This is a genomic window from Methylomonas sp. 2F7 (genome assembly GCF_057126975.1).
The window spans coordinates 1374624-1397664 of sequence record NZ_CP195203.1 but is presented as its reverse complement, the minus strand read 5'-3'; the positions used below and the strand labels follow the sequence as shown (position 1 = coordinate 1397664).

The 23041-nt window shown below is 50.9% G+C and carries 18 protein-coding genes; 9 read left to right on the top strand and 9 right to left on the bottom strand.

What is annotated here, in order from left to right; translation table 11 throughout:
* Positions 1-2 precede the first annotated feature (2 nt).
* A complete protein-coding gene (locus tag ACR64Q_RS06375; protein ID WP_313734004.1) occupies positions 3-1631 on the bottom strand; it encodes a tetratricopeptide repeat protein in 1629 nt (542 codons plus the stop codon).
* 126 nt (positions 1632-1757) lie between these two features.
* Between ACR64Q_RS06375 and htpG the strand changes: the two genes are divergently transcribed.
* Positions 1758-3692: a molecular chaperone HtpG gene (gene htpG / locus ACR64Q_RS06370; protein ID WP_313735066.1), complete on the top strand. Its 1935-nt coding sequence runs from the start codon at positions 1758-1760 to the stop codon at positions 3690-3692.
* 118 nt (positions 3693-3810) lie between these two features.
* Here htpG and ACR64Q_RS06365 read toward each other — a convergent pair whose 3' ends face one another.
* Positions 3811-4464 (bottom strand): hypothetical protein, encoded by a 654-nt coding sequence (locus ACR64Q_RS06365; protein ID WP_313734003.1) that lies wholly within the window; start codon positions 4462-4464, stop codon positions 3811-3813.
* Between the two features lie 259 nt (positions 4465-4723).
* Entirely contained in the window at positions 4724-5266 is a 543-nt protein-coding gene (locus tag ACR64Q_RS06360; protein WP_313734002.1) for a DUF924 family protein, read from the bottom strand.
* A 941-nt stretch (positions 5267-6207) separates the two neighbouring features.
* On the opposite strand from ACR64Q_RS06360, the gene ACR64Q_RS06355 reads away from it, so the two are divergent.
* The 3 genes from ACR64Q_RS06355 to recN all read left to right on the top strand — a co-directional run bounded on the left by ACR64Q_RS06355 (position 6208) and on the right by recN (position 9637).
* Entirely contained in the window at positions 6208-6570 is a 363-nt protein-coding gene (locus tag ACR64Q_RS06355; protein ID WP_313733999.1) for a hypothetical protein, read from the top strand.
* Positions 6571-7068: 498 nt separating this feature from the next.
* Entirely contained in the window at positions 7069-7950 is an 882-nt protein-coding gene (locus ACR64Q_RS06350) for an NAD(+) kinase (protein ID WP_026604228.1), read from the top strand.
* Positions 7951-7954: 4 nt separating this feature from the next.
* Positions 7955-9637, top strand: a complete 1683-nt coding sequence (gene recN / locus ACR64Q_RS06345; RefSeq protein WP_483823289.1) for a DNA repair protein RecN — start codon at positions 7955-7957, stop codon at positions 9635-9637.
* A gap of 7 nt (positions 9638-9644) precedes the next feature.
* Here the strand turns inward: recN and ACR64Q_RS06340 are convergent, their stop codons facing one another.
* The 3 genes from ACR64Q_RS06340 to ACR64Q_RS06330 all read right to left on the bottom strand — a co-directional run bounded on the left by ACR64Q_RS06340 (position 9645) and on the right by ACR64Q_RS06330 (position 13975).
* Complete coding sequence (locus tag ACR64Q_RS06340) at positions 9645-10556, bottom strand: DMT family transporter (RefSeq protein ID WP_313733997.1); 912 nt, start codon at positions 10554-10556, stop codon at positions 9645-9647.
* 235 nt (positions 10557-10791) lie between these two features.
* A complete protein-coding gene (locus ACR64Q_RS06335; RefSeq protein ID WP_313733995.1) occupies positions 10792-12189 on the bottom strand; it encodes an esterase-like activity of phytase family protein in 1398 nt (465 codons plus the stop codon).
* Positions 12190-12367: 178 nt separating this feature from the next.
* Positions 12368-13975 (bottom strand): methyl-accepting chemotaxis protein, encoded by a 1608-nt coding sequence (locus tag ACR64Q_RS06330; protein ID WP_020485657.1) that lies wholly within the window; start codon positions 13973-13975, stop codon positions 12368-12370.
* Between the two features lie 323 nt (positions 13976-14298).
* Between ACR64Q_RS06330 and ACR64Q_RS06325 the strand changes: the two genes are divergently transcribed.
* The 4 genes from ACR64Q_RS06325 (at position 14299) to ACR64Q_RS06310 (ending at position 20460) form a co-directional block, all read left to right on the top strand.
* Positions 14299-16812 (top strand): DUF2339 domain-containing protein, encoded by a 2514-nt coding sequence (locus ACR64Q_RS06325; RefSeq protein ID WP_313733994.1) that lies wholly within the window; start codon positions 14299-14301, stop codon positions 16810-16812.
* Entirely contained in the window at positions 16809-18197 is a 1389-nt protein-coding gene (locus ACR64Q_RS06320; RefSeq protein WP_483823288.1) for a hypothetical protein, read from the top strand. The genes ACR64Q_RS06325 and ACR64Q_RS06320 overlap by 4 nt, the downstream gene beginning before the upstream one ends.
* Before the next feature lie 258 nt (positions 18198-18455).
* A complete protein-coding gene (locus ACR64Q_RS06315) occupies positions 18456-19610 on the top strand; it encodes a hypothetical protein (protein WP_483823287.1) in 1155 nt (384 codons plus the stop codon).
* 511 nt (positions 19611-20121) lie between these two features.
* Positions 20122-20460 (top strand): DUF2956 domain-containing protein, encoded by a 339-nt coding sequence (locus ACR64Q_RS06310; RefSeq protein ID WP_313733991.1) that lies wholly within the window; start codon positions 20122-20124, stop codon positions 20458-20460.
* Positions 20461-20655: 195 nt separating this feature from the next.
* On the opposite strand, the gene ACR64Q_RS06305 is transcribed toward ACR64Q_RS06310, so the two are convergent.
* Together ACR64Q_RS06305 and ACR64Q_RS06300 are read right to left on the bottom strand one after the other, a co-directional pair.
* The gene (locus tag ACR64Q_RS06305) at positions 20656-21012 is read right to left on the bottom strand and encodes a hypothetical protein (protein WP_313733990.1); all 357 of its coding nucleotides are present in this window, start codon (positions 21010-21012) and stop codon (positions 20656-20658) included.
* A gap of 37 nt (positions 21013-21049) precedes the next feature.
* Complete coding sequence (locus ACR64Q_RS06300; RefSeq protein ID WP_313733989.1) at positions 21050-21418, bottom strand: tellurite resistance TerB family protein; 369 nt, start codon at positions 21416-21418, stop codon at positions 21050-21052.
* Positions 21419-21700: 282 nt separating this feature from the next.
* On the opposite strand from ACR64Q_RS06300, the gene ACR64Q_RS06295 reads away from it, so the two are divergent.
* Entirely contained in the window at positions 21701-21886 is a 186-nt protein-coding gene (locus ACR64Q_RS06295) for a hypothetical protein (RefSeq protein ID WP_313733988.1), read from the top strand.
* 258 nt (positions 21887-22144) lie between these two features.
* Here ACR64Q_RS06295 and ACR64Q_RS06290 read toward each other — a convergent pair whose 3' ends face one another.
* Positions 22145-23035 carry a LysR family transcriptional regulator gene (locus ACR64Q_RS06290; RefSeq protein ID WP_313733987.1) on the bottom strand — a complete coding sequence of 297 codons (891 nt, stop codon included), beginning with the start codon at positions 23033-23035 and terminating at the stop codon, positions 22145-22147.
* Between the last annotated feature and the right edge of the window lie 6 nt (positions 23036-23041).

The window sequence follows — 23041 nt, the reverse complement described above, 5'->3', positions numbered from 1 at the left end:
TTTTAAGCCTTGACCGATTGAGGCTGTCGCAATTTCGCATACTCCATTTGTAATATCCCCAGCTTATGTTGATCAACGCCAATTTGCTTGGCTTTGTTAATTAAAGCCTTGATGCGTTGATTTTTTTCTTCGCAAAACTCATTAACCTTCAAATCATGAATCATGATCTTCAGCATATTCACAATGATGGTTTTGTTATCCGGCATGGTCTGAATGGCTTGTTCGAACAGGTCCAAGGCCTCCTTGAATTTACCTTGCTTATACAACGCTACACCCTTGTTGTTGGTCGCGATCAAAGCCTGCTTGGTTTTTTGAATCAGAATTTCCGAGTGATTATCCATACCAATGCCGCTTTGCATGCGCCGCAAATCGTTCAAAAACTGTTCGTCGTCGATATGCGCATGAATCAGATCGTAAAGTATTTCTTCGGCTTTATCGTGTTCATCGCTCAGGAAGCAGGTTTTCACCACCTCCAACTGCAAGTCCCTCGGCGCTTTATTACCCAAGCGGCTGCATATATCCACCGCCTTTAGCAAAGCCTTCTGCGACAACTCCTCGTTACCCAGCGTTTTATACACATCTGCTTCCACCGTCGAGGCGCGTAATTCCGCCTCGGGATGATTGGCGTATTCCTTGCGCATTTCCTCCAGCGTTTTCAAGGCATCGTCGGCCGCATTGGTTTTGGCGTACAGCTTAGCCAATCCGGCAAAATCGCTACAGGAGCGATGCACCGAATGCTTACCTAGCTTTACCACCGATTTGTAAGCTTTTTCGGCGGTTTCCAGGTTACCGTTCTTATCCGCCGCTTCAGCCAGCTTTTTCTGCCTAAGTATCGATTGCGGCGACAATTGCAGGGCTTGCTGCAACACGCTTTCAACATCGTTGTACTGATCCAAAGCCTCGTAGGCCCTGCCCAGCCAGTCGTAACACTCCATCAACATCGGATTGTCAGCCACCAGACTCTGAAAACCGGCAATCGCTTGTTCAATGTTATTGTTTTGGAAGTCGATCACTCCCAAGCCTAAACGCGCCCAAGGCAGCTCACGATGCTCCAGGACTTCGTGATATATCTGTCTGGCCTTGTCGAAATCGCCTGCGGAAATCGCCAGCTCGGCGCGCATTTTCAGCAAATGCAAATGCATTTTCTTATCTGCCGACAACAACAATGCGTCGCATAACTGAATTGCCTTAGACAAATCGCCGCCTGCCAGCGCCTTATCGATACTGGCCATAAATTCCTTGCGGGCAAAATTACGCGTCAGGCGACTCATCAATTGCTGAGCATTGAAGGGCTTGGTTAGATATTCATCGGGCTTGCTGTCCATGACACCCAGCACGGCACTGGTAGTTTGTTCGGCACTAATCAAAATAAACACGCAGCGATAATCGATTAAATTCCGATGCCTGGCTTCCTCCAATACCTGTTGCCCGTTCTTACCCACACCCAGGTTGTAATCGCACAACACGATGTCGAAACTGCTTTTGCTCATGGCATTGATCGCGGCAATGCCGTTATCCGCTTCGACGACAGTGACGGCTTGCAAGCTGTATAGCATGTCGCGCATAGCTTTGCGGAACACAGGATTGTCCTCGACAATCAGGATACTTTTGCCGGCTAAACTAAAACTCATGGCAGGAAGGCTAATAAAACGCTCAAGAAATCGGCTCCATAAAATCCACAATGCGGGCGGACTTGAAAAATAAAATTATCATCCCCAACTCGCCCGAGTCCACTTTACAACCAAATGAGTATAGACATGACTGTTGAGGCAAACAAACAAACCCTAGGTTTTCAAACCGAAGTAAAGCATTTACTGCATTTGATGATTCATTCCTTGTACAGCAACAAGGAAATCTTTTTGCGCGAGTTGATCTCCAACAGCTCGGATGCCGCCGACAAGCTGCGTTTCGAAGCCTTGGCCAACGACAGCCTGTACGAAGGCGACAGCGAATTAAAAATCCGCGTCGATTTCGACGAAGCCAAAAAGACCATCACCATTACCGATAACGGCATCGGCATGACTCGCGAAGAAGTGCAGGATCATATCGGCACTATCGCCAAATCCGGCACCAAGCAATTCTTCGAGCGCCTGACCGGCGACCAAGCGAAAGACAGCGAACTGATCGGCCAATTCGGCGTCGGGTTTTACTCAGCGTTTATCGTCGCCGACAAAGTCACGCTGACCACCCGCAAAGCCGGCGCCCCGGTTTCGGAGGCAGTGCGCTGGGAATCGGCAGGCGAAGGCGATTACACCATCGAATCGGTCGATAAAGCCACGCGCGGTACCGAAATCGTACTGCATCTGAAAGACGGCGAAGAGGAATTTTTAAACAGCTGGAAACTGCGTTCCATCATCAAAAAATTCTCCGACCATATCTCCCTGCCCATCGTGATGAGCAAGGAAATTCCGGCCGAGAAAGACGAGGAAGGCAACGAAACCGCACCGGCCCGCGTCGAAGACGAAACGGTGAACAGCGCATCAGCCTTATGGACCCAATCCAAAGACTCGATTTCTGAAGAAGAATATGCCGAGTTTTACAAACACGTCTCGCACGACTTCCAGGACCCGCTAACCCACGTGCATAGCCGTGTCGAAGGCACCAACGAATACAGCTTGCTGTTGTACGTACCCAGCCGCGCTCCGTTCGACATGTGGGACCGCGACACCAAACACGGCGTGAAGCTATACATCAAAAAAGTCTTCATTACCGACGACGCCGAGCAACTGATGCCGCGCTTCCTGCGCTTCGTGCGCGGGGTGATCGATGCCGACAGTTTGCCGCTGAACGTCTCTCGCGAGATTTTGCAGCAAAGCAAGCAAATCAGCGCGATTAAAACCGGCGCGGTGAAAAAAGTACTGGGCATGCTGGAAGATCTGGCCGAAAACGATGCCGAGAAGTACCAAAAATTTTGGGAACAGTTCGGCAACGTCATCAAAGAAGGCCCGATAGAAGATCATAAAAACAAGGATAGAGTCGCCAAGTTGCTGCGTTTCTCGTCCACCCATACCGACGATAAAACCCAGAACGTCTCGCTGGCCGACTACGTCAGCCGGATGAAGGAAGGCCAGGAGAAAATCTACTACGTCACCGCCGACAGCTTCGCCGCCGCGAAAAACAGCCCGCATCTGGAAATCTTCCGCAAGAAAGGTATCGAGGTGTTATTGCTGTCCGACCGCATCGACGAATGGCTGGTATCCAGCCTGACCGACTTCGAAGACAAACACCTGCAGTCCATTGCCAAGGGCGAACTGGATCTGGACAAGTTCGACACCGAAGAGGAGAAACAGCACCTGGAAGAAATCAACAAGGATTTCGAATCGGTGTTGAATCAAATTAAAGAGGTGCTGAAAGACAAAGTCAGCGAAGTGAAAGTCAGCCATCGTCTGACCGATTCGCCAGCCTGCCTAGTGACCGGCGCGTACGACATGAGCTTGAACATGGAACGGATCATGAAAGAAGCCGGCCAATCCATGAACATGATGGGCATGGGCGGCAGCAAGCCGATCTTTGAGATCAACCCTGACCACGCCATCGTCAAGGCCTTGAAAAACGAGCAGGATGATGCCCGTTTCGCGGACATCAGCCATATCTTGTTTGACCAGGCCATTCTGAGCGAAGGTGGTCAGCTCGACGATCCGTCAGCGTTTGTGCATAAGTTGAATGGCTTGTTGCAAGGACTGTTGGGTTAAAAACTCAACACGCTAAACAAAAGGCCGGGTAACCGGCCTTTTTATTGCAATTTACCCAAACGGAGGGGGACGCATAACTCGCCCCAGCCCAGTTAACATTTTTCGACCAAGCAAGCGGCTAGCGATTAAAACGTTTGCAAATACCCAAGCCAGCAATAGCAAAACCGAACAAAAACCCACTCGCGGGTAGCGGCACTGGTGCAAGCTGACGTGTCCAAGTCCCCGGATTACCGGTCACCGACCCCGAAACGCTATAAATTAATTCTGCCGAATCCATTGCAGCTAAGCCATTTGCAACCGAACTTATCGAAACGCCGCCCAGCAAACCGGGCCGGCCATATTCATGTTTATTGAGTACCGCACTCCAATTACCGCTGAAGTGACCGTTGGCGTCGGTATCGAACTCTATTCGAGCACTCCTGTCGTAATAGGTCTGAAAGTGCGGATCGACCCCGGCATTGTTAGGAGTTGTGTAAAACGCCGCTGTGTCCATTCTATAAAACTGCCCTAAACCAAAACTAAAGGTAAACGGGATACGCGCACCGGAATAATCGTCAACGTCGAGAATAGCCCGACCATTTTTGGGTAGCAGCGATTCTTCCACGCTGAAACTGATGTTTACGCCGACATCTCCAAAATCGGATGGATATATGTCGGTAAAGGTATTGCCGGTATACGTGTATTGAACCAATGCAGCATTTGCGGGTGTAGTTAAGCCGGAGGACGCCAGGATTGCAGTGCTTAATGCCAAGTAACGAACGATGGTATTCATGATGTTTACCTATTTGGCCGGTTGTGGTCGAGATTGGTGAGTTTTTGATGATACGCGCGCTAACTCTAGCTTTCAAACTAATCCGCAAAACATCACAAATTTTGCTTATCGCTTTATTTGTGCAACCAATAATCGTCCACCCACATGGAACTCTCGTTAGCCTGTATCACTAATAGAAGCTCTATTGCCTCGTTTCCACGCACCGCGTGGTAATGCAGGGATCCATAGGCTTCCATTTATTTGCCTTGCCTGATTGCCTTCAAAAACTGGAACCCGGTTGTTTAAGAATCTCAAGCTCCTCGGCAGTGGAGTTACGACCGAGAATTTGGTTGCGATGCGGATAACGGCCGAAGCGATCGACAATGGCCTTGTGCTTTAACTCGAATTGGTAGTTCTCCGGCAAGCCATTTTCGCGGTAGAGCTTTTCCGCCCATGCATGGATGGTTTTGGACTCGCTGTGCATGAATGGCAAATATAGGAAACTGCGCTCGATTGGCGATAAGCTCACGTCAGCACCTATTGCTATCGCTTCCTGCGCTAGCACTAGCGCCAGCGGATCGTAAGCAAATGCCAAAGGGGTGTTGCGGTGGATGTTTCTGGAGAACTGATCGATAACGATGACTTCGGCGAGCCGGCCTTTGGGTTCTTGCCGCCAGGAGAACAATTCGCCTGTTATGGCTTGTTGCAGTGTGGCTTCGAATCGGTGGGTGATGGTTTTATCGAAATCTGGGTTGGCGGACCACCAGAATTTGGGGGGTATTTCTTCGAACCAGAATTTTAGGATTTCTTGGTAAGTGATCATTGGCTGTTTTTTGTGTCGCTGGCGCGACGGCTGATTTTAATGTCGGTTCGCGGACCGACGGCCGCGATACTTTCTTTTGTTTGGCCAAAAGAAAGTATCCAAAGAAAAAGCCACCCGGAATGCCGCTTATTCCCTGCGCTCCTCGCTTTTGAACGGGGTTGCCTGAAGGGGCTTCCCAGCCCCTGCATGCAACGCGCCGCATCCCTGCGGCGCCCCTACGGGCTGATCCGTTCAAAAGCTCCGGTGCTCGGCGCGGCATGCGGGAGGCAATCATCCCAAAATTTAAAGCCTGTCAGCACACAAATGAAGTAACCTCAACGGATTGCAAAAACGAGGGAATTAGGCTCCACACATTTCGGATTTCGCTAAGCTTGAATGTACGCTATTTTTCCCTCGGATTTATCTAGATACGGCAAGTTCACTACGAATATGTTTACACCACTAATATCAATTTGTTCGTTAATTCTGGGTTACTTTGTTGGATTACTATTTAAGCCAAAATCTGGAGCCGTGTTAACAATTTTCGGGTTATTGGGAGTATTTAGTTATATCTTTTTCAGTGCTCATGGCGACGAAGGCTCTCCATCACTGGCTGGGGGTTTGGGTTTAGTAGTGGCCTTTTTTTGGCCTATTATGGTTTTAACATATATTTTCGGAATATTGACTGGGGTGTTTACAAGAAAATTTTTAAGCAAAAAATCATATAAAGTTATTATCACACTTGTGATTTTTTGTATTTTATTAATTTATGCGTAACACAAAACGCCGCATAGGCGTAGGGTGGACAATGCTTTTCTGCCCACCGTTTTATTCCGTGTAGGCACAAAAACCGTGCTCACCCTGCTGCATACCAAAAGGATAACGGCACGATCGAAAGATATATAATATTCGTCGCTCATCACCATTGGCACTCAGTTGTATATAACAAGGATTATGACATCATGAAACGCAAAGCATTCGTATTGTTGGTGAATGTTGTAGTTTATGGGTGCGCTTCTCGATCACTAATCCAAGAAGAAAACCCGATTAAAGCAATTTCGAATTTTTATAACAGGAATGCGATTGTTGCTGCTCCAACGTTCGTCGGTAATGTCATCTGCGGAACACCTTTCATTCTGCTTGCTGAAACAACCGATAAGTTGTACACCGGAGATAAAAGCAAGACTTACAAGTCTTTTATTAACAACATTTGGTTGCTACCAAGTTGCAGTTGTGGGGCGGTCACAGGGTTGCCGTTTATTCCCATATCTTATGTTCTTGATGAATCAAACTCCGATCCCTTGGGGCTTGAGATAACACCCTAGGATGGGATAGATACAATGAATCGCAAAACCTAAATTAACGTAGGTTAGCAAACCAGCAGCAATTCCATCTTTTTATGCTCAAGGCGCTAAAGGCCAACGCTTAGCACATTAGCTTTTAATCATTCTGCAAACTTTACGAATATTAGGCGGTTTCAAATCCCGTGGAGGTTTTCTCCCGTATGCCGGGCCGAGCACCGGAGCTTTCGTCGGGATCAGCCCGAAGGGGTGCGGCAGGGATGCCGCACGTTGACGAAGGGGCAGGAAGCCCCTTTCGGCAACCCCCGACGAAAGCTCCGGAGCGCAGGGAACACGCGGCATCCGGGTGGCGTTTCTTTTGGTGACTTTTCTTTGGCCAAACAAAGAAAAGTTACTCGGCTGTCGGGCCGAGACCCGACATCCAAACAACCCGTCGCGCCAGCGACACAACCAACATCAAAGCTACCGAATAAAAACACAATCCCCTATAATCGAACTTACTCAAAAACCACCACCCCAACCATGCCAACCCCCTTCCAGCGTATCGGTATCATCGGCAAGTGCGGCGATCCGGGTATTGCCGCGACGCTGAACGAACTTTTCCGTTACCTAAAAGCCCGTGGTCACGACATCGTCGTAGATAGCCAAAGCGCGGAATTGCTCGACAGCACGGACATAAAGGGCGTACATATCGAGCGACTGCCGGAATTGTGCGACTTGATTATCGCCGTGGGCGGCGACGGCACCTTTCTGGCGGCGGCCCGCGCCGCGGCGGATTTCGAAACGCCGCTGCTGGGCGTAAACCTGGGCAGGCTGGGCTTTTTGGTGGACATTTCGCCGGAGCAGTTGTCCAGCCGCCTGGATAAAATTTTGGCAGGCGAGTTTAAGAGCGAGCAACGCCAACTGCTCAGCACCCATATCATCCGCGACCACGAGATCATTCATCAACAAACTGCCGTCAACGAAGTGGTGGTGCACCGTTGGGTGACGCCGAGCATGATCGAGATTGTCACCAGCATCGACGGCGTGTATCTGAATACTCAACGTTCGGATGGTTTAATCGTCGCCACCCCTACTGGTTCCACCGCTTACTCTTTGTCGGCCGGCGGCCCTATTCTGCATCCAGCGCTCAACGCGCTGGTATTGGTCCCTTTGAATCCGCATACCTTGTCGAATCGCCCTATCGTGATCGACGACAACGTGGTCATCGAAATCCGTTTCAGCCAGACCAAACAGATCAATGCGCTGGTGACTTGCGACCACATGGAGATCCCGGACGTGCGGATCAACGACAAAATCGTCATTAAAAAATCCGCCAAACCGATTAAAATTTTGCACCCCGCTGATCACGATTTTTTCCATACTTTAAGAAGCAAACTCAACTGGAGCGGCTACCCCGCCTAAGGCCATGCTGTTAAACCTGAACATTATCGACCTAGCCGTCGTCGACGCGCTGGACCTTGATTTGGACCCCGGCATGTCGGTGCTGACCGGCGAAACCGGCGCCGGCAAATCGATTTTGCTGACCGCGCTGGGCCTGGCCTTGGGCGACCGCTCCGATTCCGGCTATGTGCGGCCCGGCAGCAAACGCGCCGAAGTGAATATCGAATTCGATTTAGCCAAAGCGCCGCTAGTCAAGCAATGGCTGATCGATAACGAACTGGACGACGACGGCCAGTGCATGATCCGCCGCACCATCAGTGACGACGGCCGTTCCAAGGCTTATATCAACAACCGCCCTGTCAACCTGCAAACCCTGCAAGGTTTAAGCCGGCAACTGGTGGAAATCCACGGCCAACACGCACATTTAACCTTGCTGGACAGCGAGGAACAGCGCCGACTACTTGACGGCTTCGCCGGCAACCAAGCCTTGCTGGATAAGCTGAACAGCTGTTACCAAGACTGGAAACAGGCGCATAAGCAACTGCATCAGCTCTTAAAAGCGGGTAGCGATCAAGCCGAGCGCGAGGAATTGCTGCGTTATCAACTCGACGAGTTGCAGCAGCTAAACTTGGAAAACTTCGATTATCAGGCCTTGGCAGACGAGCATCACAAGTTAGCCAACTTGGGTAAGATTCTCAGAGTCGGCCAGCAGCAACTAGATATTTTGTACGACAACGATCAGCAATCGGTAACCGACATGCTGGGCCATGTGATTCATGCCATCAACGAATTGGCACAATATGCCGGAGAACTCAACGGTGTTTCCGAATTATTGAGCGATGCTGAAATCCAGATCGGCGAAGCCACCCAGCAATTACGCCGCTTCCTGGAATACCAGGAAGCCGATCCGCAACAATTGACCTGGCTGGAAAACCAGATTGGCGTTATTCAATCGCTGAGCCGCAAGCATAAAATCCAGCCGGAAGAATTGCCGGAATTGGCCGTGCGTTTCGCTACCGAACTGGATAACCTCAGCCACAGCAGCGAACGCATCGAAAGCTTGAATGCCGATTGCGAGCGGCTGTTAAGCCAATACCGCAAACAGGCCGGCGAATTGTCCACCAGCCGCCGCCAAGCCGGCGCGGAGTTGCAACAGCGCATTTCCGACGCGATCAAAGAATTGGGCATGCCGCACGGCGAGTTCCTCGTCAATCTCCGCACTCCTGAAGATACCGAACCGCAACGCAACGGTGTAGACAGCATCGAGTTTTTGGTCAGTACCAACCCCGGCCTGCCGGCCAAGCCGCTGGCAAAGGTGGCATCGGGCGGCGAATTGTCGCGGATCAGCTTGGCGATACAAGTCACCACCAGCACCGACAAAACCACGCCCACCATGATCTTCGACGAGGTCGATTCCGGTATCGGCGGCGGCATTGCCGAAATCGTCGGTCAGAAATTAAGGCGTTTGAGCAAGAACCGCCAGGTATTGTGCGTCACCCACTTGCCGCAAGTCGCGTCGCAAGCGCATCAGCATTTATTCGTCGCCAAGAATCAGAAAGCAGCGGTGACATCGTCCACGGTCCGCCGTTTGAGCGACGACGAACGCGTGAATGAAGTCGCGCGCATGCTGGGCGGAGTAACCATTACCGAAAACACTTTGGCGCATGCGCGGGAGATGTTGGTATCGGGTGGCTTGGCGCGCGATTAACAGTCCCTCACCTTAACGACAGACTCAATACTCCGACCATCACCAACACCGCCCCGCCAATCTGAGCGAGCGTCAATTCTTCACCCAATACATAACTGGCCATGAACAAGGTCGCTACCGGCCCCAACGAGCCGATCAGCGAGGTATGACTGGAGCCTATCATCTTGATCGCTGCCGAGAGCATGAACACCGGCAGCACCGTCGAGAAAATAGCCATCAGCAAGCTCAATTGATACACCCGCATCGGCAACAGCAAGGCCGCCGGCGGATGAGTGAGTAAAAATTGCATCAGCGTCGCCGCGCAAGCCACCAGCATCGCATAAGCGGTAAAGCGCGAGGCTCCAATGCGGACCACCGTTTCACCTGTGCCGATTAGATAGGCAGCGTAGGTCAAGGTGCTGGCAAACACAAAACCGGCTCCCAACAACAAATGTTCCGATTGGATATTGATCTCATCCAAAAACACCACACCGATGCCGGCGTAACTGAGCACTAGCGCGACCACTTCCTTCCGGCCAAACGGTTTGCCCAACAGCAATGCCGACAGCACCACGACCATGGTCGGATACAGGAACAGAATCAAGCGCTCCAGCCCTGCGGAGATGTATTGCAAACCGATAAAATCGAACAAGCTGGACAGGTAATAACCCAGCAAGCCCAAGATCAGCAGCGCCAGATAGTCTTTACCCCCTAATGGCGTCAGATCCTTCCGGCCGGCATGCCGCCAGGCAACGATTAGAAAAAACGGCGCGGAAAACAACATGCGCAAAGCCAATAAAGTTACAGCATCCACAGGCTGGTAATACGCCAGTTTTACCAAGATGGCTTTGCCGGAAAAACCGATAGCCGCCAAAGTCGCCAGGCCAAAGCCCAACAAGCGGTTGCGGTTGGATAATGCAGTAGATGTAGTCGTTGCCATTAGGCCTCCTGAGTGATGCGGGCCTTAGGCAAATGTCGAAGCAACTGCGGCAAGACCCGCGGTTGCTTGATTGTTTAGAAAAACGCAAACACCACGGCGATAGACAAAGCCCATTGCCATAGGTGCTTAAAGAAATGATTGCGGTTTGAATAATGCATGATGGCTGGATTATAGCGGCATCGTCGCGGGCAGGCAAAATCCTCCTTGCCAAACCGGCAAGGAGGATGACGGCTACTTAGGCTTTGCGTTTTCTACCCAAACCCAACGCGCCAATCAGACCGGTACCGAACAACCAGGCAGCAGCGGGCACTGGCACCGGGGCTACATAACCGGACAAATCAGTTGCGGAGACTTTATAAGCATGCAATACACCAGGCAGCAGCTGATACTCACTGGTCAACGTTGCCGAACAGCCACTGGTTTGACCAAGCGGACATTGAATCGATGTTGCATATGGATCGGCGTCGCTGAAACGGAAGTACACATCGAACTGCGTGCCGGTACCGTTTTGGGTAACGCTGTAGTCGTTATCGGTGCCGGCCAGCATCAAATAGCTGCCGTCAGCCAATTTCGGTCCGATGGCCAAGCCTTCCCACTTCTCAGGAGATTTGTTGCCAAGAGCTGCCAAGGTGTTGGCATCAAGATCCAGAAATTGCGCGGATTTGCTAACTTTGCTGTAAACAGCACCAACTGCGTCCAAATCGATGCCACTAACATCGGTCGCGCCGTTCAAATCAATTTTATAAACTTCTTTGTCTGCACCGGCAAAAGTAGCACCAACACCGACACCACGGTTATTGCGCTCTAGTACGAAGAACTCATGGTCGTTGATCGCCACTAAGGCCGATGTGCCCTGTCCTTGACCGGAACGCTTCATTTGGTAGGCATATTGAGCCACCGCTTCGCCAGTAGCCGTATCGAATTTTACAATCCGACTCACCGAACCGTTGCCGGCACCTTCGTCCAACATTGCACTTTGCAACATTGCAAACGCAAATTTGCCGTCAGGACTGATCGCCAGGCCTTCGAAACCGCGATTGGTGCGTTTGCCGGCAGTATTCGGTTCTGGATCGCCGCCGGCATAGTTTGAAACATTCGTTGTACCGTTGCGCGGCACCAGATTGGTTGGAGTCGTATAGGTTTTCACTACCGCGCCAGTATTGCGATCGATCTCATACAGCGACGGACCGTATTCGTCGGAAACCAGCAAATTACCGTTTTTGGGGTGGATCACAACGCCTTCAGGGTCAAAGGCATTACCCAAATTACTGGTAGGGTTTGGCGCAATACCGTTCAGCGCGGAACCGCCTTTACTAAATTTCAGAGTTTGGGCGATTTGGAAATTGGAAATTGCGCCGGTGACACTATTGATATCCAAGGTAAAACGTTGCACGCGAGTTTCGTAGTTCAGCGTGCCGCCGCCCGGACCGCGATCCGACAAGCCCCACCACTCGTTGCGGTTGGTGTCATAGTAAATATCGGAAAAGAAGCCGACCCGGCCATCGTTAACATTCGAGCCGAATTGATCGGGCGTATCGCCGGAAATAGCCAGGCCGTTGACGAAAGTTGGAGTAGCCAAGGCAGTATCGGCCAATAGCAAGCCGGCCAGTAAAAATGTTGGTTTTAAACGCATATCGAATACCTGATTTGACGGAGTTTTGTGACAAGAGTCTCAAACTTTATCCGGCATTTATTACATCGACATGACAACGAACGTGCGGCTCTAAACCCCTAAAATAGAATGATCTATTAAAAAGAATGGCGAGTTGGCAGAGAGCTTCCCGGCAACAACCGTAAACTCTGCCATCAACTCAGCGTTTGAATTGCCCAACCAATTGATTCAACTGCGCGGCCAATTTCACCAATTCGTTACTAGCGGCATTGGTTTGTGCGGCATCCTGGGCGGTGCGCTCGGTGAGTTGGCCGATATTGGTAATACTTTGCCCGACATGCTGCGCAACTCGGCTTTGATTGTCGGCTGCTTGCGACATGCGCGAGTTCAATTGCCGAATCTGCGTCACCCGCTCGGCAATCGCGCTTAAACCCTGGTCGGCGCTTTGCACTTGTTCGCGGCGCTGCTCGGCACTGTTTTTGGCGTTGTTCATCACCGTCACCGCATCTTTGGCTTCGCGTTGTAATTGATCGATGATGCTTTGAATTTCTTCGGTGGCCTTATGCGAACGCGTCGCCAAGGTGCGGACTTCGTCTGCCACCACCGCAAACCCGCGCCCCTGCTCGCCGGCCCTGGCAGCTTCGATGGCGGCGTTCAAGGCCAACAGATTGGTTTGCTCGGCCAGGCCTTTAATCACATCCAACACCGCGCCGACACCGTTACTTTTTTGATCCAGACGTTTGATCACTTCGGCGGCGCGGTCGATTTCATTCACCAGTTCGTTGATACCGTTGATGGCATTTTTAGTCGTTGCCGCGCCTTGCGCAGCCTCTTGATCCGCTTCCACGGAAGCTTGCGCCGCACCGGTCGCCCCACCACGCACGTCTTGCACAGAGTTCTCAAGTTCGTGAATCGCTTGAATCACCGTCTCGGTTTCGCTGCGTTGTTGCGTGGCCGCTTGCGAGGTTTGTCGGGCCACACCGGATATTTGGTTGGTTGCAGACGCCAATTGCTGACTGACCGAAGACACCTGCCCCAAACTACCGGCAAAATTTGCCAACATGGTATTAAACGACTCGCTGACCTGGCCGATTTCGTCGCCGGAATCGACTTGCAACCGTTGCCGTAAATCCGACTGTCCGGCGATGGCGTTAACCGTGTCGCGCATAGCCACTAATGGATTAACCACAATCTTGCGCATCAGCATGTTGACCAGCAAGAGGCCGCCGGCAAACATCACCAAGGAGATAGCCGAAGCAATCACCAAATCGCGATTAATCTGCGCATCGAGATTTGCCAGTGAAAAACTCACCCGCACCGCTCCCAACACTGTCCCCTCGCTCACGGCGTGACAAGTCAGACAGTTGGTGCCGCGAAAATTGGCGCTAGCCTTAACCGGCTCCAGCACGGTGATCAGGCGTCCGTTTTTGTCGTTACCCGGTTGAATGATGCTTTCACCGGCCAGCGCGCGATCATCCAAATTATCAACGGGTCTTTGCTCGGATTTACCGGGACCGTAAAAATCGGTAATTTGCTTGCCACGAATTAACCGCACTTCCGTGACATTGGTATGCGAAAGGGCTTTATCGCGCAATACTTCACCCTGCGCCATCGCGCCGGTCAACATCAGCGTGTTCACCCCGTCGAAATAACTATTGGCAATATCCCGGGCTTTATCGGTCGCCAGCGTTTGTATCATGTCTTTTTGCCTTTCCGCCATAAATAGCGTGCTGACAAACATCAGCAACAAAAATACACTGGCTATGCTTAGCAATATTTTGGATTGGATTGTGGAGTTCTTGTTCATGAGATCGGCCAATGTATTGGAATGTGTGGTTATACACCTTGGGTTGTCGGCAGCTCGTGGAAAATCTATATGTAATCCTAAGCTTACCCTTGTAATCCATGCATCAAGCATAGAACAAATCCTTGCCACACGGGCCATATATAGCAATCAGAGTAACAAGCGGTTATCCTGAATAGTGACGCCGCTCACGAATACGTCTACTTTTGCAAATTGGCGCGTAACCCAGCGCATTTGCCGGTTCACGCAGAAGATCTGGCCGTGACCTGAAAAGCTTGCTTGATAACCCAAATAACCCGCCGTTTGCCCAGCCTTGGAGAGTTGCCGTGGACGATTTTTTCGGTTTTATCGCTTTTGTCCTGATTTTGGTGCCCATCGTAATAATCGCGATGTTGACCGTTTTAATGGTCCGCCAAAGACGTAACCAGGATGACATTAATCAGACCCTGCGGAAGATAGAAGCGGCGCTACGCGAAGACCGCAAACTGCTGCGTGAGCTGGCAAAGGCGCAAGTAGTGCCCACTCACGAAACACCGCCGCAGCCCGCTATATTCGAAGTGCAAACGCCGGCAACGGAACAGGTGCTATTCGAAAGCACCGCCAGCCAGCTCCCTGCCGAACCGGTTCTGCAAACGCCCGAAATAACGCCAAGCCCTGTTGCAGAGCCACCCCAGGAAAACCCCTGGAGTCAAAACACCTGGCAACCCACCGAACCCAGCCGTTTCGAACTGGCGGCACAGAAAATCCTGAAAGAAATCTGGAACTGGATCATCGTCGGCGAAGGCCATCGGCCTGAGGGTGTGGCGATGGAATACGCGGTCGCGAGCAATTGGTTATTGCGGATCGGCGTATTGATTTTGGTGACCGGTATCGGCTTTTTCCTGAAATATTCGATAGACAACGGCATGCTCGGCGAACAAGCGCGGGTAGAACTATCGGTGCTGGCGGGCGTCGGCATGATTGTCGGCGGTGTGCGCCTGGTCGGCGGCAACTACCATTTGTTCAGCCAGGGCTTGCTCGGCGGCGGCATCGCAGTGTTGTATTTCAGCGTGTTTGCCGCGCACAGTTTTTACCATCTGCTAGACGTCTACCCGACCTTTGCCTTGATGATACTGGTTACCGCTTGCGCCGCGTTTTTGGCTATCAAGCTGGATTCCATGTTGGTGGCCATCTTTGCGATCATCGGCGGCTATTGCACGCCGATTATGCTGTCCACCGGCCAGGTGAATTTCCCTGGTTTGTTTAGTTACATGTTGCTGCTGGGCACGGGCATCCTGGCGATCAACTGGTACAAACAATGGCATTTATTAAATTTCCTGAGCTTTTTCTTTAATTACCTGTTGTTCTTCGGCTCGATGCAAAACTATCAGGTCGAGTATTTCTGGCAGGTCTTGCCGTTCTTGACCGGCTTTTTTGTGCTGTATTCCACCACGGTGTTTTTGTTCTGCCTGGTCAATCAAACCAAATCGACCCTACTGGATTTAATTGGCCTGATCGTCAATGCCGCCATCTTCTTCGGCACCGCCTACCATCTGATCGACGACGCCTACGGGCAAATCTGGACCGCCTTGCTGACCGTGGCATTGGCGGCGTTTTATGTCGGCCACGTCTATTATTGCCTCGCGCGGAAGGTGGTGGATAAGGAACTATTGATCAGCTTCATTGGCTTGGCGGCATTTTTTGTGACCATTACCCTGCCCTTGCTGCTGTCCAATCAATGGATTACCGTCAGCTGGTCGTTGCAAGCCTTGGTAATGCTGTGGATGGCGGGCAAATTGCGCAGCGCGTTTTTACAACAAGTGGCGTATCTGCTTTACGCACTGGTGCTGGTGCGTTTTTGTTTCATCGACTTGCCCGGCCAATACGGCATGCAAATGGATAGCCAGCAATCGTTCGGCGCCTTCTTGCTGGGCTTGCTGGAACGGGTAATCAGCTTCGGCATACCCATCCTGTCGTTGGCCTTGGCCTACACGCTGATCGAAAAACCGGTACCAGCCTCATCGCTGACTTGCGATGCCGGCAACGATGTGCCGCTGTGGCTGAAAGACAATCTGCTGCTGCAAATCATCCTGCTGGGCGGCGGCAGTTTGTTGTTTGTGGTGCTGCAATTGGAGTTGTTCCGCAGTTTTGCCTATCTGTATCCACCCTTGCAATTGCCGGTATTGACGTTGGTCTGGCTGGCCGTGTGCTGGCTGTTGTTGACCCGTTACGTGGCCGGTACGGGCGATTGGCTGCTACAAGCGCTTCGGCTGTTCCTGATCGGCGTGTTCCTGAAGATGCTGTTGTTCGATCTGCCGTCCTGGGACTTGACGCTGGGGCATATCGGCGTCGGCGACAGCGTCTGGACCTTGCGCTACGGCGGCGGCTATTCCTTCGAACTGGCATTGATGCGTTTGCTGGATTTCGCGGCGACCATAGCCTTTTTGCTGTTCGCCTTACGCCGTCTGGCGGACTACGAAACCGACACCGGCAATATCCGCCAATGGCTGGGTGGCGCGGCGCTGGTCTTGTTATTTACCTTTTTAAGTCTGGAAATTAACTCACTCTTGTATCAATATGTGCCGGGTTTGCGTTCCGGCGGTGTATCAATCTTATGGTCGATATTTGCGTTGACGCTGGTGTTCAACGGCATCAAGCGGCAAATTGCCGGACTGCGCCTGGTCGGTCTGGCGCTGTTTGCCTTGGTGGCCTGGAAGGTATTTTTCATAGACCTGGCCCGGCTGGAACAAATTTATCGGATCGTCGCCTTTATCGTGCTGGGCATGCTGGCGCTGGGCGGCGCGTTTTTTTACATGCGTTATCAACAAACTTTTATCGGCAACGCCGAAAACAAAACATGATCATGATCGCCAAATTTGCAGTGTTATGCTGCCTGTTTTTGACCCAGGCTTGGGCCAACGAAGCGCCGGCCTTCCGGTACAGCCGACCAGTACTGGCCCAAGATAACGGGCAACAAAGCCTGCTGGCCGTTCCGCTGGACAGCGCGGTGTATGCCAACACCGCCGCCGACTTTCGCGACTTGCGCCTGATCGATCAAAACGGCGTCGAAACGCCTTATTTGCTGCAAAAAATCGCCAGCCGGAAGACGGTCAGTAAGCGCGTGGCCAGCACCAGCAAGACCATCGATTTGCAAAAATTCGGTGACGAGGACGAAGGCTTCGTCGTTACCGTACAACTGGACAAAAACGCCGCCAACGCCGACGGTCTAAGCCTAGTCACCAACCAGCATGATTTCGAATACGCCTTGCAGATTCACGGTTCCAACGACGGCCAAAACTGGCAATTGCTGGTCGAGAGAGCGCAGATTTACGATTATTCGCGTTATATGTCTGTTGGTAACCGCGACGTCGAGTTGCCGGCGAATAGCTTCCGGCAATTTAAAATCGTCGTTGCCAAAGCCAGCCAAACCCGGGTAGCCGAGCTCTTGGAACTGACCCGCACCGTGCGCGGCGGCGAAGAATTGCAACGCCAGGAAACCACGCAACAAATCAAAGAACCTCTACATGTCGAGCGCATCGAGCTGTGGCACAACGTGGGCGAAACCGTGGCCGACACCGATCAGCAATTTGATTACCCGGCCAGTTTTAAAATCAAACTCGATGCCGAGCAAAAAGCCACTATCATCGACGTCGACACCCTGCGGCAACCACTGAACGGCTTGAAGCTGCAAATCATGACTCCAAACTTCAGCCGCCAAGCCGAAGTGCAAATCCCGCTGACGCAAGGCTTGGAAACCCAAATGCGCACCATCGGCACCGGCTCTTTGGAAGCCCTGCATTATCAAGACATCAATCGCGAGCAAACCGCCATCAGCTTTCCGGAACAACGGCAATCGCGCTACCGCATTGTGATTCGTGACCAGGACAACCCGGAACTACATATCAACACCGTCGCCGGCACCGGTTCCGGCTACCAATTGCTGTTCTTGCCGCAAACCGGCCTGAGCTATCAAATCCAATACGGCGCCGAAACCGCCGAAGCGCCTCGCTACGACACCGCACCGATCCAGGAGTTGTTGCGGCGAGGTTACCGAAGCAACACTGCCGGATTGGGGCCGGAAACTGAGGCGCAAGCCGCCGAACAAGCTTTCAATGTCGCTAAGCTGTTGAACAGTTCTTGGTTTTTGGGCGTTGTCATCACGTTGATGGTGGTCGTGCTGGCGTGGAGTTTATTTCGCGTCGGCAAGCGGGTTGCCAATCTATCCGATTCTACTGAGCGCCAATAATATCAGCCGTCACAGCCTTTGCCAGTTTTCAGATTTACGATGCCCTAAGCCTGGTTTGGCCGATTGCAGAGGCTTCGATTTACATGGCGATAATTAAGCAAGGGCTCATAACGACCCTTAAGCGACGATCACTTTAGTTTGTTAATGTCTGCAAATTGATAAAAAGCCGATATCGGTTTGCAGGAGTAGTCTAGGTTGAATGATAATGAAACCCTGCTTCGTGGCTGATAGGATTTTCTAATCCAAAGAGTAATTTGAATGCGACCATTTCCGTTATTTCAAACCATCTGCTGGGTTTCGCGTTGCTTTACTCAGCCTATGGCATTCGTTTTGATATTTCTATCAACCTTACAAAACGTTTTTGCCAATGAGTCAATCGGAATATCAAACTATCATCCCTCACAATTCGTTGAAAGAGCCGAAACCCCGTTTTTCTATTCGATTGGAAAACAGCTCAAATATGGGTTAAACATTGATGAGACCGCCCCCTCTTTGTTTGAAGGGTCATGGTTCAACGGTGATCTCGTTATGGTGTATCCATCGCCAGACAATCAAAAGGTAGCCATCGTAAGTAATAGAAAGCTTTACATTGCAAGGCTTGGCAGGCAACCTCTACTAGCACTTGAGAATGTTGACCACTATTCCCCAGATAAAATGATCGCTGGCAAAGTTTACTACAAGTGGCCGACACTCCAATGGCACCCGAACTCCAGGTTTATATACATCGCTCGGGACAAAAAACAATGGTTCATTTCAAACCAATTATTTTCTGAAGACGCGATTTTGGTTCGCATCGATATTGACAACATCGGCAAAGTTGAAGAAGTGATACCTGACTTTCGGTCCAACCGCTACTTTTTTGTCGGGATTGACAACATTTGTTTTAACTATGCGCCCGGCGATGGCTCGGTAATCTGGAAGTGTTCGAGTGAAAACGGCGTTTCTAAAGCACGTTCACTGGATGCTACTGGCATACATTTAGACAACGGTGTCGTTTTGGCCGGGCCACGATTTATTTCCTACGAGCCGAACATCTACGAAAGCGCAATCTGGATGGGACTATATGGGTTTTCAGTAAGACAAATCGATAATCGGCAGGATGCGCTTTTTCACAAAGATGCACCAAACACTTCTTTATTGGTCTTTAATGCAGGTGGAAATATCAAGGGTCATCGTGTAAACGGAATCCTTCAAAGCGGTGGATCTGTCCTTCCTGGCGGTCGTTATATTTTGCTAAATATGGTAGATGATGGTCAGGTCTTACTTGATCGTGCTTCCGGTTACTATCGAAAACTACCCAAAAGCACACGGGTATTCCGCAATCTAAACAACACACATTACGAAGACTTCGTCTTTAGTATTGATAACCGCCCAGGCAATAGTTTTAACCATTATGTGCCTGCACTCCCATGATTCAAGCAGTTGTGAATTCGGACAACGGAGAACAATCTGTGCCTCACTTTTCGTTCCAGGATTCACCAGACAAATAAGCTCTTACAGGCTTTCACTGGTCTTCGGCCTCTTGTCACTTCTGAAAATAAATCGTTAAGCGACAGCTTAGATAGCTTTAGCTGCCATATATGGAAAATCTTTAATGTCCGAAAGTGGCCGTTTTTTGCCTTACGTCTCTCAAATATACCTCCCATACTGGGGCGTTTGCTCAGATTGACTGAGGGTTATGAGTAATCAGGAAAACGTTAGAGGTTGATAACAAACTCTAACTCTTTAATGACTTACCTGCACCTTCGCAGTAAGTTAAATTCACTGATTGCGACAAGGGCAAAGTGGTCGGATGTTAACGTTAAGGTAACAAACCGGGCCACGGCCCAGCCCGGCCGTTTCGTCACCCAGCTGATGACAAGCTCCCAAGATTTCGACATACTGACTCCGAATCAAACAATCCGCAGCACCAAATCGAATCACGATGAGCAAAAACCCCTATCAAAAGCCGTCCCAGCAAACGCAGGAAGAAGCCGGCAAAATCGCCAGGGCCCACCAGCGTCCGGCCCAAACCAAAGAGCAAACCAAGTTAATTGCCCAAGGCATTCAAGAAGGTATCGAGCGCTACAAAAAGCAGCAAAAAGCCAAGGCGCGGGAACTGGACAAAAAACGCAAAAAGTTGGTGCGCGAAAAACAGCAAACGATTGAGCCCGATGGTCAGGAAATAGAGACAATCATTGTCTACCAGCAACATTGGCTGCCTTGGACATTATTAATATTGACGTGGTTAGTGGGCGGCCTTTATCTCTATATGGGAAGATAACCCGGGTAGACCAAGCTAGAAACACTCGGGCGCCGTCATCCCCGCGAATTCGGGCATCCAGAGCGATTAACGGACGTCGCCGGCACGGCGACGACGTTAAATTTAGGCCCCGATTCGATAGGAAGGCATTCCGCTCACGCAAGCAAAGTGGCGCGCTTACACCGATTTAGCCAAGCAGCGGAATCGTAAAGTGGCTTATTCAGCCATCAAGCCCGCGATTGGGGCTTTCGCGTTACATTGACTGATGGCCTCGGCAATTTGCGACGCCGAGAGTTTGTGTTTGACGGCCAACGCGCCGTGCCAATTGAATGCTTGGTATTCTTTTTGCGCAAATGTGGCAATCTGGCATTTTTTAGCGGGCGAGTTTGCAAACGGCATTTGGCTATCGGCCGTTAATGGCTCCATGCCTTCGGAGCTAGGCGCGTAAATTAAAAAATCGTCGTTCATCGCCAATACCGCACGGTATTGCTGGGCGGTGGTGAAGTACAAATCTCCCACCTCAATTTCAGCTTCTTGTAGCCACAGATTTTTGTTTTTCTTGTTCTTTTTCATGAGTGTTTCATTTTGAAAGGTGTTGATACGCCGATATTCAGGGATTGGGATTCGCGCGCAGTTTAGCCAGAATAAAATCGCTATGCGCGACGCCGAGAAGGTCGGCAATCTTCCGCACCATATACTCCTCTTGCGGATTGATGTTGCCGTCGGCATAGGCGATCTGCCAGAGGGATTTAACAAACTTTATCTTCTCCTCAGGGCTTAGGCATCGGTTGATTGTTGATGTAAATTCGTAATAATCAACCGCCTGCCGACGCTTGTGTTCCGCATTGGTCATCAAGGTCTCAGCCTGTTCGGTGGAGAGCGAAAAACACTTTTTCACCAATGACAGTATCTTGGCCCGTTCGATATCCTGACAGACATCGTCCATGCTCATCATTTCTGTCATTAAGGCAGTCAGCACCTCCTGAAGCCTTGCTTCCGCTACAACCTCGGGTGACGGTAAGGAGAGGTGTTTTTCAAAAAACAGTTTAATTTGTTCGAGCGTGTCGGGTTTCAGGTATACGTTGCAGGCAATTCAATAACGCGTTAATCCATTCTAATTTGTCATATTATACGGCGCATATTTTCCAAGATTGTCATTCCGCCAGGGATTGCCGGAATCCGAGTGCCATGAAGTGGTTAAGGCAGCAATAAGAAACCGGCAATAAAGTGAAGTCTCCCAACATTCACCAGCCTGACCGCAATGAACACCAAAACCGCCAAAATCGACAATCAGAGAGTCAAGTTACCGAAAAAGCTCTATATCGCAACCGATGGTTCGTTGAAGTCATGCGTTACCGGGCCACTGCTCGAGCTACCTATCGATTTTCAGGCGTGGCCGCAAATGAACACCAGCAACATCGTTTTGTTTGTCAGCAAAGCCGCTTAGCAGGCTGGTGAAAAACTCACGAATATTTCCCCTTACCCACGGTAACCTTGATTCTTTTGCGCTGAAATTGACCGTGAAGTCGATTTTCAGCGGTTATGCCCCCTGTTTGGAGAGCTTTTTATTCGCCTGAAGCGGTCTTTGAACGGTTTTCAGGCGTACTCCACGCCGGTTTCGGCGTGAACACCAAAATGAGTTTGCCGCGCCTCCGATAACCGGCAAAGCCGGCGCTAAGCTTGGGCGACGGCATGCGCCGATATTTCAAACGTCACTTAACAGCGGCCGGCTTAATGTTTGGTACCACCAATTGGCCGCTTCACCTTTATTTGCAGTGCGCATTGCCAGCCACACCGGTTCCGACGGACGCGCTTCCTCAACCTGCAATTCCATCAGCGATCCGATTTCCAGGTCGTGGGCAACTAATCGTCGCGGTAAAAAGCCAAAGCCCAATCCGGCCCTTTGAAATTGGATTTTGGTGTCGATATTCGGCACCGTAATGCGTTTCTGCCCGGACAATAAACCTACTGTTTTTGCCGGCAGCGACCGGGCGCTATCGGCGACGGCGATAACGGTATGCATATGCAGCATGTCGGTTTTAATTGGCTGATTTGCTGCGGCCAACGGGTGAACGGGCGCGACGCAAAATGCAAAATCCACGGTATCGATCTGCCTGACTTGATAGCCGCTCCAATTCGGACAATCGCCGACGGCTATGACGATATCCGCTCGTTCCTCACGTAATGCCTCCCATACCCCGCTCATCACTTCCGTGGTGAAGCGAATGCGGGTTCCGCATTCCAGAGTATTAAACTCATGCAAATCGTTAATAAACACCTTGCTGGGTATCAGGGAATCAAACACCACGGTCAGCTCGGCTTCATATCCCGACGCGATTTTATATAGCCGAGATTCGAGGTCGCCAAAGGCGTGTAATAACAAACGCCCTTCGTTTAACAAGGCATTTCCGGCCGGAGTTAGCGAAAGCTTGGGGCCATTGCGTTCGAATAACTTCAGATTCAATTGTTCTTCCAATTTGCCGACGGCATAGGAAATGGTGGAGGGTACGCGATGCAGCAGTTCCGCCGCGCCCGACATCGATCCAGTACGGTCGATCGCATCGATAATTTGAATAGCTTCCAGCGATAACTTCATTAGAAC